We start from the raw sequence: 12729 nt of genomic DNA, 5'->3' as shown, positions 1-12729 counted from the left end.
CTGGAGCTGTGCGTGGTGCGTCTGTGCGACGTACGGATGTGCGTGCTGAATGTTCAGCGAGAGTTTGATACCTCGTCAAGAGCGGAAACCGGTCAGGCGCGTTCGCTCACCGGACGCGGGGGCGCGCCGACCATCCCCGGCCCAGGCACTCGACCAGGCGGGCGGCCCTCGTCCCGCCGGGGTCGAGGCGGGGGTTGAAGATGGTGACGGTCAGCCCCCGGGCGTGTGGGTCGGTCAGGGCGGTGGCCAGTACGGTCTCCAGTTCCTCCCAGGTCAGGCCGCCGGGGAGGCGGTAGTCGACGGCGGGCATGAGGGCGTCGTCCAGGACGTCTACGTCGAGGTGGACCCAGAACCCGGCCGTGGCGCCGGTGGTGAGGTGCCCGACCGCCTGGCGCGCGGCCGCCCCGGCTCCGGCCGCGCGCACCTCGTCGAGGCCGATCGCGCGCAGCCGCGGCGGTAGGGGCTGCATTCCCGCCTCGGCCGACTCGGCGGTGTCGCGGAAGCCGAAGGCGACGATGTCCTCGTCGCGCAACAGGGGGCCGCGCCCTTCGAGATCGGTGAGGAGCCGTGGGCCGCGGCCGGTGGCCAGGGCGAGCTCCATCGAGGCCACCTCGCCGGTGGGTTCGGCCGACGGCTGGTAGAAGTCGGTGTGGCCGTCGAGGAACAGCAGGCCGTGCCGTCCGCGGCGGCGCAGGGCGAGGAGGCCGCCGAGCAGGACGCTGCAGTCACCGCCCAGGACGACGGGGAAGCCGCCTCGGCCGAGGACGCCGGTCACGGCGTCGGCCAGATCGACGGAGTAGCGGGCGATGCCCTCCGGATTGAGGATCCCGGTCCCCTCATCGCGCCGGGGGTCGTAGGCGGGCGCTTCGACCCTGCCGGCCCACACCGCCCCGAGACGCTCCCGCAGGCCGGCGCCGAGCAGAGCCGCCGGCATGTCCTGCACCCCGGACGGCCGCAATCCGAGGACGGACGGCGCCTCGACGATCGCCGCCTCGGCGATCACCGCATCCGCATCCGCTTCCGCCTCTGCCTCCCGCACGACCACCACCATCACCTACTGCTGGGGTTTCCCGCCCCCGCAGGCGGACGATAGCGCCGTGGGGCGGCCCGACCCGGGCGCCGCGCCCGGTCGTGATGGCCCGGTCGCCACGAACCGAACGTCAGCGCCGGCGGCGCGGTCGCGCGCGTGGCGGCCGCGACCGGCGCCGAGCCCGGCGCGTACGACGAACAGGGCCCGGTCTTCATCCACGCCGAGGCGTGCAAGGGCCCCGGGACCCCGGAGGTGTGCCCTGCGCGTCCTGCGCCGCTACAGCGCCGAGGGCCGCATTCTCGGCGGCCGCCTCCTGCGGATCCCGGACCCGGCCACCGAGGGCTTCGACACGGCGTTCGGTGAGGCCTTCGCCGATCCCGAGGTCGCCCTGGTCCACGTCAGAGCGGTGGAGTACGGCTGCCTCCACTACGAGGTCCCCAGGCCCTGAGCTCCACCCCGGGCTTCGCCCCCACTCGTCGCTCGACGCACCTCACTGCACGCAGAATTCGTTGCCCTCGGGGTCCGTCATGACCACCCACTCGCCTCCCTGCTCCGCGACCCGGCGCAGCACCGACGCTCCCAGGGCCTCCAGTCGTGCCACCTCGGCCTCGCGGGTGCCGGGGGCGGCGTGGACGTCGATGTGGAGGCGGTTCTTGACGGTCTTCTTCTCCGGGACGCGCTGGAAGAGGAGGCGGCGGCCGAGGCCCATGCCGCTCTGTTCCTCGAAGGGGTCGTCCGGATGGCGGACAGCGGCCAGATCGCGCCAGGCGAGCCGGTCGCAGACCCTGAGGGTCTCCTCGGGCGGGGCGGCCCCGAGGCCGAGGAGGTGCTCGACGAGTGCGCTGTGGTCCTCCTCCACGTAGCCGAGGGCCCGCGCCCAGAAGGCCGCCTGGGCGTGCGGGTCGGTGCAGTCGATCACGAGCTTCCAATGGAGCGGTGTCATGTAACCACTTATACTGGTTGCATGATGCGGGCCACAACAGCGATGACGCTGAATCACCCTGACGGCCAGTCGTTCCGCTTCGACGCCGGTGCCCTCTGCCTCGAACTGCTGGTCACCGGCGGCCCCGGACCGGTGGCCGCGCGCTTCGAAGTCCTCGACCGGACCGAGGGGTTGCTGGACTGGGTGGGGCGGTGCCGGCTCGCGGACACTCCCGGGCTCGATCTGACGGTCACGCCGGCCGAGCTCACGCGTGTACGGGAGGTACGGGACGCGCTGTGGCGGCTCGCGCAGGCCCGCGCGTACGGCCGGGCCCTCGCGCCGGCGGACGTCGAGACCGTCAACGAGGCCGCCGCCCACCCCCCGCTGGTGTCCCGGTTCACCGCGGGCGGCGAGCGGGCCTGGGCGCCGGGGGCGACCGTGGCCGCCCTGCTCTCGACCGTCGCCCGCGACGCGATCGAGCTGTTCACCGGCGCCGAAGCCGACCGCATCCGCGAGTGCGGCTCCGGCACCTGCTCCCTGCTCTTCGTCGACACCTCACGCCCCGGCCGCCGCCGCTGGTGCTCCATGGAGAGGTGCGGCAACCGCCACAAGGTCCGGACCCACCGGGCCCGTACGCGGGCGGAGTGAGAAGCGCGCGTCGGGCACGCCGTTCCTTCAGGAAGGCGGTCGCCGGCCGTGCCCCCAGGGTCAGGCCGGGACCGTCGTCGTCTCGGACCTCTCGGACCTCTCAGACCTCTCGGACCTCTCCGACTCCGCCCGCTCCCGCGCGTCGTACTCCTCGCGCGCCGCCGCGATCTCGTTCTGGTGCTGCTCCGTCCATGTCACGAGCGAGCGGATCGTCGTGTGCAACGTCCCGCCCAGCGGCGTCAGTTCGTAGTCCACGCGCGGCGGCACCACGGGATGCACCGTCCGCTTCACCAGGCCGTCCCGCTCCAGCTGGCGCAGCGTCACCGTCAGCATCCGCTGGCTGATTCCGTCGATCTCCCGCCGCAGCTCCGTGAAGCGCAGCTTGCGCCGGTCGAGCAGGGCGATGACCAGCAGGGACCACTTGTCGGCGACCCGGTCGAGGATCTGCCGTACCTCGCAGTCCTCCCGCGTGTCCCACTGGAACGGGTCCGTGTCCCCGCCGTCCCCAACGTGCCTGTCTCCATAGGTCACTTGGCAGTGACTCGGTGACTTCGAAGTGCCTTCTTCCATGGCACCCGATGCTGCCGCAGGATGCAGGTGGTTACAAGAGGGAACCGACCCTCTGGCCGATAACCACCCTGCCCTTCCCCCTGCCTCATTCCCCCTGCCCCTTCCTGCTCTGGAGACAGCCGTGTCCGTACGCGCCTGGAGTCTGCTCCTCGTCCTCTGCGGGACGATCTTCCTCGAAGGCATCGACGTCGCCATGCTCGCCGTCGCCGTGCCCTCCATCAGATCCGACCTCGACCTGTCCACCGGCGCCGCGGCCTGGGTGATGTCCGCGTACGTCCTCGGCTACGCCGGCTTCACCCTCCTCGGCGGTCGCGCCGCCGACCTCCTCGGCCGCCGCCGGATGTTCCTGGTCTGGCTCACCGTCTTCCTCCTCTTCTCCGGCCTCGGCGGCTTCGCGAACGACGGCTGGACGCTGATCCTGGCCCGCTTCATGACCGGCGTCGCCGCCGCCTTCATGACCCCGGCCGCGATGTCGATCATCACCACGTCCTACGCCGAGGGCCCGCAACGCAACCAGGCCCTGCTGGTCTTCGCCGGCACGGCGGCGGGCGGCTTCTCGCTCGGGCTCGTCATCGGCGGGCTGCTCACCCAGCTCGGCTGGCGCTGGGTCTTCTTCGCGCCGGTCCTCCTCGCCGCGGCGATCCTGCTCGCCGCGCTGCGCCTGATCCCGAAGGAGCCGCGCCCCGCGCGGACGCCCGGCGGCTTCGACCTGGGCGGCGCGCTGACGGCCGCCGGGGCGATGCTGCTGCTGGCGTTCGCGATCGTCCGCCTCGAGCACGGGCTCGACGGCTGGGCGGTGACCGTGCTCGCCCTCGCCGCAGGCCTCGTCCTCGCCGGCGTCTTCGTCGCCGTCGAACGCCGGACCGCCACCCCGCTCGTCCGGCTCGGGCTGCTCCGCGAGGCGTCGACGGTCCGCGCCGACCTGGGGGCGCTGCTGTTCGTCGGCTCGTTCTTCGGGTTCCAGTTCGTGGCCACGCTCTACCTCCAGGAACTGCGCGGCTGGTCCTCCCTGGAGACGGCGCTGGCCCTGGTCGTCATGGGCGTCGACGCGGTGCTCGCCCCGACGCTGACCCCGAGGCTCGTGGCGCGCTTCGGCAACGGGCGGGTGATCCTGGGCGGGTTCGTGCTCGCGGTCGTCTCGTACGCGCTGTTCCTGCCGGTCGGTCCCGACTGGTCGTACGCGGCGATGTTCCCGACCCTGCTCCTGACCGGTCTCGCCTTCGCCCTCGCGTACGGACCGCTGACGATCGCCGCGACCGACGGTGTCGCGGAGGAGGAGCAGGGGCTCGCGAGCGGGCTGCTCACCACGGCCACCCAGTTCGGCTCGGCGGTCGGCATCTCGGCGGTGACGGCGGTGTACGGAATCTCCGGCGGCGGTCTCGGCGGGTTCCGCGCGGCGCTGGTCGTGCCGGTGGTGATGGTGACGCTCGGCGCGCTGGTCACCGCGACCGGGCTGCGAGGAAAGCGATCCGGGGCCGGGTCCGGGTCCGGGTCCGGCGCTGGAGCTGGAGCTGGGACTGGGGGTGAGGCGGCTGCGAGCAAGGTCACGGTCCCGTAGGCGGGAAGCGCCGCGGCCGGCCGTGGTCCGGTCAGCGCCCGGGCCGGGCCGATGGGGTGGAGACCGCTGTGGTGCCGGGCTCGTCGCCGGAGCCGGAGTGTTCGCTGGCGGTGAGCGGGACGGCGGGCACCGACGCACCCGCCACCGCACCCGCCACCGCATCCGCGGCCGGACCCGCCACCGCCGCCGCGGCCGCGATCGCCGCGCGGCTGCGGTGGTTCGTCCGCAGCGCGTCCCACGTCAGGATCGTCAGAGCCAGCCAGACCAGCGAGAAGCCGGCCCACCGCTCCGGCGGCATCGCCTCGTGGAAGTAGACGACGCCCAGCAGGAACTGGAAGACGGGCGCCAGATACTGCAGCAGCCCCAGCGTGGACAGCGGGACCCGGATCGCCGCCGCCCCGAAGCAGACCAGCGGCGCGGCCGTCACGATGCCGGTCGCGGCGAGCAGGGCCGCGTGCCCGGCGCCCTCGGCGCCGAAGGTGGCCGAGCCCGCGGTCCCCAGCCACAGCAGATAGGCGAGGGCCGGCAGGAACTGGATCGCGGTCTCGGCGGCCAGCGACTCCAGGCCGCCGATGTTGACCTTCTTCTTCAGCAGGCCGTAGACGGCGAAGGAGAAGGCCAGCATCAGCGAGAGCCAGGGCGGCTGCCCGTAGCCGATGGCGAGGACGAGCACCGCCGCGAAGCCGATCCCGACCGCCGCCCACTGCGCGGGGCGCAGCCGCTCCTTCAGGAGCAGCACGCCCATGGCGATGGTGACGAGGGGATTGATGAAGTAGCCGAGCGAGGCCTCGACGACCTGGCCGGAGTTGACGGCCCAGATGTAGCCGCCCCAGTTGACGCTGATCACGGCCGCGGCCACGGCGATCAGACCCAGCTTGCGCGGGCTGCGCAGCAGCTCCCGTATCCAGCCCCAGCGGCGCAGGGCGAGCAGGGCGAGGCCGACGACGGCGAGGGACCACACCATGCGGTGGGCGAGGATCTCGATCGCTCCGGCGGGCTTGAGGAGCGGCCAGAAGAGCGGGACCAGTCCCCACATGCCGTAGGCGCCGATCCCGTAGAGGAGGCCTGCTCGTCCCTCGGTGCTTTCCTTCATCGAAACTCCTGCCCTGTGCCGCGCCGTCCCGTCGACGGTAGCGCCGCACAGGGCGGCCTGTCATGTCCGTACCCCGATACGGTCATGACCTCTAGCTGAGGGCGGCGCCGAGCGACTCCGCGATCGTGTCGGCGACCGGCGTCGTCGGGCGGCCGATCAGGCGGGAGAGGTCGCCGGTCCGCCGTGCGAGCGCCCCGCGCTCCACGGCCCGGTCCACGTCCACGAGGATCTCGGCGAAGGCCTGCGGCACGCCCGCGCCGGTGAGGATCGCCAGGTGGGCCTCGGCGGGGACGTCGCGGTACGTGATCTCCCGGCCGCTCTGGCGGGCGACCTCGGCCGCGTACTCGGCGAGCGACCAGGCGACGTCGCCGCTCAGCTCGTAGGCCGTGTTCCGGTGCTCCTCGACCGGGCCGGTCAGGACGGCGGCGGCCGCGGCCGCGTAGTCGGCGCGGGTGGCGGAGGCGATCCGCCCCTCGCCGGCGTTGCCGACGACGGCGCCGTGCGCGAGGACGGGGGCGAGGTGGGCGGTGTAGTTCTCGGTGTACCAGCCGTTGCGCAGGAAGGTGTACGGCAGGCCCGAGCCGAGGATCAGCCGCTCGGTCTCCTTGTGCTCGGCGGCCAGATCGAAGTCGGCCTCCGGCCCGCCGAGGATGCCGGTGTACGCGAGCTGGGCGACGCCCGCGGCCTTCGCCGCGTCGATCACGGCGGCGTGCTGCGGCACGCGACGCCCCACCTCGCTGCCGGAGATCAGCAGCACCCGGTCACCGGCCTCGAAGGCCTCCGCGAGGGTCTCCGGCCGGTCGTAGTCGGCGATCCGCAGTTCGACACCGCGCTCGGCGAGGTCGGCGGCCTTCTCCTTGTCGCGGACGACGGCGGCGACGGACGCGGCGGGGACCTGGGTCAGCAGCTCGTCGATGACGAGACGGCCGAGCTGTCCGGTGGCTCCGGTGACGACGATGCTCATGGTGCTCTCTCTCCTGGAGGGGGCGTGCGCGATGTGCACTCACCGTATGACCGGCGCCAACTATTAGAAAGTACCCACTTTGAAGTAAGGTACTGGCATGCGAGTAAGTGGTGGAGTGGCCGGTGGTGGTGGCGAGGGTGATGGCGGTGCGCGTCCGAAGCCGGACGTCAGGGACCCGATGTGCCCCTCGCGGCTCGTCCTGGAGCACGTCACCAGTCGCTGGGGCGTCCTGATCCTGATCGCCCTGCTGGAGCGCTCGTACCGCTTCAGCGAGCTGCGCCGCGAGATCGGCGGCGTCAGCGAGAAGATGCTCGCCCAGACGCTCCAGACCCTGGAGCGCGACGGCTTCGTCCACCGCGACGCCAAGCCGGTCATCCCGCCCCGCGTCGACTACAGCCTCACCGAACTGGGCACGGAGGCCGCCCGTCAGGTCTCGGAGCTGGGGCGCTGGACGGAGCGCCGGGTCGCGGAGGTGGAGAAGGCGCGCGAGGCGTACGACGAGGCGCGTCGCGGGAGCGCGAGCGCGAGCGCTGTGGAGGCCCGCCCCTAGAAGAGGCCCCACCCATGGACCAAGCGGTGGGGGGCCCGGCCGCACCGGCCGGGCCCCTCACCGCTTCCGTACCTCTCCCGCGTGGCTAGCCCACCACCGTCCAGGTGTCGCCGCCCGCGAGGAGTTGTCCCAGGTCGCCCTTGCCGTGCTGCTCGATCGCCGTGTCGAGCTGGTCGGCCATCATCGTGTCGTAGACCGGCCGTTCCACCGACCGGAACACCCCGATCGGCGTCTGGTGCAGCGTGTCCGGGTCCGCCAGGCGGGACAGCGCGAACGCCGTCGTCGGGGAGGCGGCGTGCGCGTCGTGGACGAGGACGGCGCTCTCGTTCTCGGGGGTGACCGTGACGACCTTCAGGTCGCCGGTGGCCGGGTCCCGTACGACCCCCTTGTCCAGGCCGGTGCCGAAGCGGATCGGCTGCCCGTGCTCCAGGCGGATCACGGCCTCCTGCGCCTGGTCCTTGTCCTTGAGGATCTCGAAGGCGCCGTCGTTGAAGATGTTGCAGTTCTGGTAGATCTCCACCAGCGCCGTGCCCGGGTGGTCGGCGGCCTGGCGCAGCACCTCGGTGAGGTGCTTGCGGTCGGAGTCCACCGTCCGCGCCACGAAGGACGCCTCCGCGCCGAGCGCGAGCGAGACCGGGTTGAAGGGCGCGTCGAGCGACCCCATCGGCGTCGACTTGGTGATCTTGCCGACCTCGCTGGTCGGGCTGTACTGGCCCTTGGTCAGCCCGTAGATCCGGTTGTTGAAGAGCAGGATCTTGAGGTTGACGTTGCGGCGCAGCGCGTGGATCAGGTGGTTGCCGCCGATGGAGAGCGCGTCGCCGTCACCCGTGACGACCCAGACCGACAGGTCGCGGCGCGAGCTGGCCAGGCCGGTCGCGATGGCGGGGGCCCGGCCGTGGATGGAGTGCATCCCGTACGTGTTCATGTAGTACGGGAAGCGGGAGGAGCAGCCGATGCCGGAGACGAAGACGATGTTCTCCTTCGCCAGACCGAGCTCGGGCATGAAGCCCTGCACGGCGGCGAGGACGGCGTAGTCACCGCACCCGGGGCACCAGCGCACCTCCTGGTCGGACTTGAAGTCCTTCATCGACTGGGCGGCTTCGGCCTTGGGCACGAGGTTCAGGAGTGACTCAGTCATCGATGGCCTCCTTGAGTGCCGTGGCGAGCTGCTCGGCCTTGAACGGCATGCCGTTGACCTGCGTGTACGAGCGGGCGTCGACGAGGTAGCGGGCGCGTACGAGGGTGGCGAGCTGGCCCAGGTTCATCTCCGGGATCACGACCTTCTCGTACCGCTTGAGCACCTCCCCGAGGTTCTTCGGGAAGGGGTTGAGATGGCGCAGGTGCGCCTGGGCGATCGGCACGCTGTCGCGGCGCAGCCGGCGGACGGCGGCCGTGATCGGTCCGTAGGTCGAGCCCCAGCCCAGGACGAGCGTCTTCGCGCCGTCCGGGTCGTCGACCTCCAGGTCCGGGACCTCGATGCCGTCGATCTTGGCCTGCCGGGTGCGGACCATGAAGTCGTGGTTGGCGGGATCGTAGGAGATGTTCCCCGTGCCGTCCTGCTTCTCGATGCCGCCGATGCGGTGCTCGAGCCCCGGGGTGCCGGGCACGGCCCAGGGCCGCGCCAGGGTCCGCGGGTCGCGCTTGTACGGCCAGAAGACCTCCGTGCCGTCCGCCAGCTGGTGGTTGGGTCCGGTGGCGAACTGCGTGCGCAGATCGGGGAGTTCGTCGAGGTCCGGGATCCGCCAGGGCTCGGAGCCGTTGGCGAGGTAGCCGTCGGAGAGCAGGAAGACCGGGGTGCGGTAGGTCAGCGCGATCCGGGCCGCGTCCAGGGCCGCGTCGAAACAGTCGGCGGGCGTCCTCGGCGCGACGACCGGGACGGGGGCCTCGCCGTTGCGGCCGTACATGGCCTGCAGGAGGTCGGCCTGCTCGGTCTTGGTCGGCAGACCGGTCGACGGGCCGCCACGCTGGATGTCGACGATCAGCAGCGGCAGCTCCAGGGAGACCGCCAGGCCGATCGTCTCGGACTTCAGCGCCACGCCGGGGCCCGAGGTGGTGGTCACGGCGAGCGAGCCGCCGAAGGCCGCGCCGAGCGCGGCACCGATCCCGGCGATCTCGTCCTCCGCCTGGAAGGTGCGCACGCCGAAGTTCTTGTGCTTGGACAGCTCGTGGAGGATGTCCGAGGCGGGAGTGATCGGGTACGAGCCCAGGTAGAGCGGGAGGTCCGCCTGCCGGGAGGCGGCGATCAGCCCGTAGGAGAGCGCGAGGTTCCCGGAGATGTTCCGGTACGTGCCGGGCGGGAAGGCCTTGGTCGCCGGGGCGACCTCGTAGCTGACGGCGAAGTCCTCGGTCGTCTCGCCGAAGTTCCAGCCGGCCCGGAACGCGGCCACGTTCGCCTCGGCGATCTGCGGCTTCTTGGCGAACTTCTGCCGCAGGAAGGCCTCGGTTCCCTCCGTCGGCCGGTGGTACATCCAGGAGAGCAGGCCCAGGGCGAACATGTTCTTGCTGCGCTCGGCCTCCTTCCTCGGCAGCCCGAAGTCCTTCAGGGCCTCGACCGTCAGCGTCGTCAGCGGGACCGGGTGGACCCGGTAGCCGGCCAGCGAGCCGTCCTCCAGAGGAGAGGTCTCGTAGCCGACCTTGGCCATGGCGCGCTTGGCGAACTCATCCGTGTTGACGATGATCTCGCTGCCGCGCGGCACGTCGCCGATGTTGGCCTTGAGCGCGGCGGGGTTCATCGCGACCAGCACGTTCGGCGCGTCACCCGGGGTCAGGATGTCGTGGTCGGCGAAGTGCAACTGGAACGAGGAGACGCCCGGCAGCGTGCCGGCCGGGGCCCGGATCTCGGCGGGGAAGTTCGGCAGCGTCGAGAGGTCGTTCCCGAAGGACGCCGTCTCGGAGGTGAACCGGTCACCCGTCAGCTGCATACCGTCACCGGAGTCACCCGCGAAGCGGATGATCACCCGATCGAGACGCCGGACTTCCTTCTCTTCACCGTGATGGGACCCTCCGGGGACGCTGCGCTGTTCCCCGACCAGGGCCTCACCGGCCTCGCTACTGACCTGGCTGGTCACTGAACTGGACCTCCCTCGCGGCAAGGGGTCTCTCCGCCGGAGGCGAAGAGGGCTCGGGAGACGGTCGGCGGACCGGCCGTCCTGATGCCCACCCTACGACGGTGAGGGGCCCCTTCCCGGGACTCTCGCATCCTGGTCCTCGTTTTGAGATGCGTGATCGCGATTGATTGTCACGTCCGGCCCCTCGGACCCTCCCGGAGGCCTCTCCGGCAGTCTCCGAGTGCCCTGTCTGACAGGGTGTCAGCTCTTCAGGAATTCAGGTAGGTCAACACCGCGAGTACCCGACGGTGATCCCCGTCACTCGGTGACAGGCCGAGTTTCAGGAAGATGTTGCTGACGTGCTTCTCCACCGCGCCGTCGCTCACGACCAGCTGTTTCGCGACCGCCGAGTTCGTCCGGCCCTCCGCCATCAGGCCCAGGACCTCCCGCTCCCGGGGTGTCAGGTTCGCCAGCACGTCCTGCTTACGGCTCCGGCCGAGGAGCTGCTGCACGACCTCCGGATCCAGCGCCGTGCCGCCCCGCGCCACCCGGACCACCGCGTCCACGAACTCCCGGACCTCCGCGACACGGTCCTTCAGCAGATAGCCCACGCCCCGGCTGGACCCGGCGAGCAGCTCGGTGGCGTACTGCTCCTCCACGTACTGCGAGAGGACCAGCACCCCCACCTGCGGGTACTCCTTGCGCAGCCGCACCGCCGCCCGTACCCCTTCGTCCGTATGGGTGGGCGGCATCCGCACGTCCGCGACCACCACGTCCGGCAGCGCGTCCTCCCCGGCGAGACCCGCCACGGTCTTCAGCAGCGCCTCCCCGTCCCCCACCCCGGCGACCACCTCGTGCCCCCGATCGGTCAGCAACCGGGTCAGCCCCTCCCGGAGCAGCACCGAATCCTCGGCGATGACCACCCGTACCGCGTCCGCCACGTCTTCCCCCACGTCGATGTCCATGAGGCTCCAGCATGGCACCCGGCCACCCCGTCGGGGGAAGCGAACGGCGGGGGCGTCAGCGCCAGGGCAGCTCCGCGGTGACCGTCGTCGGGCCGCCCGGCGGGGAGTCGACCGCCAGGATGCCGTCGACCGCGTCCAGCCGCTCCGTCAGCCCGGCGAGGCCGCTGCCCGCCGCCACGTCCGCTCCGCCCCGGCCGTCGTCCCTGACCTGCAGCATCATCCGGTCGCCCGCCCGCCACACCTCCACCCAGGCACGGCGTGCCTGGGCGTGCTTGGAAACGTTCTGGAGCAGCTCGGAGACCGTGAAGTAGGCGATGCCCTCGATCGCCGGCGCCGGCCGGGCCGGCAGATCCACCTCCACCGACACCGGGACCGCGCAGCGGGACGCGACCGCCGACAGCGCCGCGTCCAGGCCGCGGTCGGTCAGAACCGCCGGGTGGATGCCCCGCGCCAGGTCGCGCAGCTCCCGCAGCGCGGTCTTCACCTCGCCGTGCGCCTCCTCGACCATCCGCGCCGCCGCCTTCGGGTCCTCGCTCAGCTTCTCCTTCGCCAGCCCCAGGTCCATGGCGAGGGCGACCAGCCGGGCCTGCGCGCCGTCGTGCAGATCGCGCTCGATGCGCCGCAGGTCGGCGGCGGCGGTGTCCACGACCACACCCCGGTCCGACTCCAGCTCCGTGACCCGGGTCGCCAGTCGGGAGGGCCCCAGCAGCCCGCGCACCATCAGCCGGTCCACGGCGGTCAGCGCCCGGATGATCCACGGCCCGGCGAGGACGAAGAGCAGGCCGACACCGCTGGTGACGGCGATCTCGAAGGGCGAGTCCAGGTAGAAGCGGTGCGTCCCGTCGCCGTACAGCTGGAGCCCGTCCTGCCCCGCGTACATCGGAAAGATCCACTGCCACAGCGGATACGTGAAGAGGGCCCAGCCGTAAACCCAGAAGGCCACCGACACGGAGAAGGCGAAGACCGCCCACGGCATGTGGAGGATCGCGTACAGCAGGTGACGCCAGGACGCGCCGCTCTTCAGCATCGCGCCCATCCACGACATCGCCCCGCCCGTACGGCCCCGCACCGGGAGGGGCGCGGACACGTCGAGCCCGAGCAGTCCGCGCGCCCGGGCCCGCTCCACCGCGCCGAAGCCGCGGCACATCGCCAGACCGGCGGCCAGGACCGGGATGCCGAGGAAGGTGATCAGCAGGCCGGCGCCGGCCGAGACCATGGCGAGGGAGAGGGCGAAGTACACACAGCTCAGCGGCAGCCCGAGCACCAGATGGCCGAACTCGCGCCAGGTGCGGGCCTCGAACGGCGCGCGGATCGCGACGGGAAGGCGGTGGGTGGCCATCGCTGGTGTCCGTTTCTGCTCGGGGGAGGACGGGGGAGGACCG

General features: G+C 71.8%; 12 protein-coding genes and 1 pseudogene. 4 read left to right on the top strand and 9 right to left on the bottom strand.

Annotation, left to right across the window (positions count from 1 at the left end; translation table 11 throughout):
- Positions 1–106 precede the first annotated feature (106 nt).
- A complete protein-coding gene (locus ACF06X_RS17280; protein WP_392288094.1) occupies positions 107–1039 on the bottom strand; it encodes an arginase family protein in 933 nt (310 codons plus the stop codon).
- Positions 1040–1183: 144 nt separating this feature from the next.
- Between ACF06X_RS17280 and ACF06X_RS17275 the strand changes: the two are divergent.
- Positions 1184–1478, top strand: a pseudogene (locus tag ACF06X_RS17275) (DUF1203 domain-containing protein); the annotation flags it as partial.
- Positions 1479–1520: 42 nt separating this feature from the next.
- Here ACF06X_RS17275 and ACF06X_RS17270 read toward each other — a convergent pair.
- The gene (locus ACF06X_RS17270) at positions 1521–1973 is read right to left on the bottom strand and encodes a VOC family protein (RefSeq protein WP_392288093.1); all 453 of its coding nucleotides are present in this window, start codon (positions 1971–1973) and stop codon (positions 1521–1523) included.
- A 21-nt stretch (positions 1974–1994) separates the two neighbouring features.
- On the opposite strand from ACF06X_RS17270, the gene ACF06X_RS17265 reads away from it, so the two are divergent.
- Positions 1995–2600 (top strand): CGNR zinc finger domain-containing protein, encoded by a 606-nt coding sequence (locus ACF06X_RS17265; protein ID WP_392288092.1) that lies wholly within the window; start codon positions 1995–1997, stop codon positions 2598–2600.
- 60 nt (positions 2601–2660) lie between these two features.
- On the opposite strand, the gene ACF06X_RS17260 is transcribed toward ACF06X_RS17265, so the two are convergent.
- On the bottom strand, positions 2661–3170 hold the full coding sequence (locus ACF06X_RS17260; RefSeq protein WP_392288091.1) for a winged helix-turn-helix transcriptional regulator: 510 nt from the start codon (positions 3168–3170) through the stop codon (positions 2661–2663).
- Between the two features lie 121 nt (positions 3171–3291).
- Between ACF06X_RS17260 and ACF06X_RS17255 the strand changes: the two genes are divergently transcribed.
- Positions 3292–4728, top strand: a complete 1437-nt coding sequence (locus ACF06X_RS17255) for an MFS transporter (RefSeq protein WP_392288090.1) — start codon at positions 3292–3294, stop codon at positions 4726–4728.
- A gap of 31 nt (positions 4729–4759) precedes the next feature.
- On the opposite strand, the gene rarD is transcribed toward ACF06X_RS17255, so the two are convergent.
- Positions 4760–5821, bottom strand: a complete 1062-nt coding sequence (rarD, locus tag ACF06X_RS17250) for an EamA family transporter RarD (protein ID WP_392288089.1) — start codon at positions 5819–5821, stop codon at positions 4760–4762.
- A gap of 91 nt (positions 5822–5912) precedes the next feature.
- Entirely contained in the window at positions 5913–6785 is an 873-nt protein-coding gene (locus tag ACF06X_RS17245; RefSeq protein WP_392288088.1) for an NAD(P)H-binding protein, read from the bottom strand.
- Between the two features lie 97 nt (positions 6786–6882).
- Between ACF06X_RS17245 and ACF06X_RS17240 the strand changes: the two genes are divergently transcribed.
- Positions 6883–7335 (top strand): winged helix-turn-helix transcriptional regulator, encoded by a 453-nt coding sequence (locus tag ACF06X_RS17240; RefSeq protein WP_392288087.1) that lies wholly within the window; start codon positions 6883–6885, stop codon positions 7333–7335.
- 85 nt (positions 7336–7420) lie between these two features.
- Here the strand turns inward: ACF06X_RS17240 and ACF06X_RS17235 are convergent, their stop codons facing one another.
- From ACF06X_RS17235 to ACF06X_RS17220, 4 genes are all read right to left on the bottom strand, one after another.
- Positions 7421–8473, bottom strand: coding sequence for a 2-oxoacid:ferredoxin oxidoreductase subunit beta (locus tag ACF06X_RS17235; protein WP_392288086.1), 1053 nt, complete (start codon positions 8471–8473; stop codon positions 7421–7423).
- Positions 8466–10403, bottom strand: a complete 1938-nt coding sequence (locus tag ACF06X_RS17230; protein WP_392288085.1) for a 2-oxoacid:acceptor oxidoreductase subunit alpha — start codon at positions 10401–10403, stop codon at positions 8466–8468. Before ACF06X_RS17230 ends, ACF06X_RS17235 begins: the two co-directional genes overlap by 8 nt.
- A gap of 248 nt (positions 10404–10651) precedes the next feature.
- Positions 10652–11347, bottom strand: a complete 696-nt coding sequence (locus tag ACF06X_RS17225) for a response regulator (RefSeq protein WP_392288084.1) — start codon at positions 11345–11347, stop codon at positions 10652–10654.
- A gap of 55 nt (positions 11348–11402) precedes the next feature.
- Entirely contained in the window at positions 11403–12686 is a 1284-nt protein-coding gene (locus ACF06X_RS17220) for a sensor histidine kinase (protein ID WP_392288083.1), read from the bottom strand.
- Positions 12687–12729 lie beyond the last annotated feature (43 nt).

This window comes from Streptomyces sp. NPDC015346 (genome assembly GCF_043078785.1).
In the GTDB taxonomy this organism is placed as follows: domain Bacteria; phylum Actinomycetota; class Actinomycetes; order Streptomycetales; family Streptomycetaceae; genus Streptomyces.
This window is presented reverse-complemented; position numbering and strand designations above follow the sequence as displayed.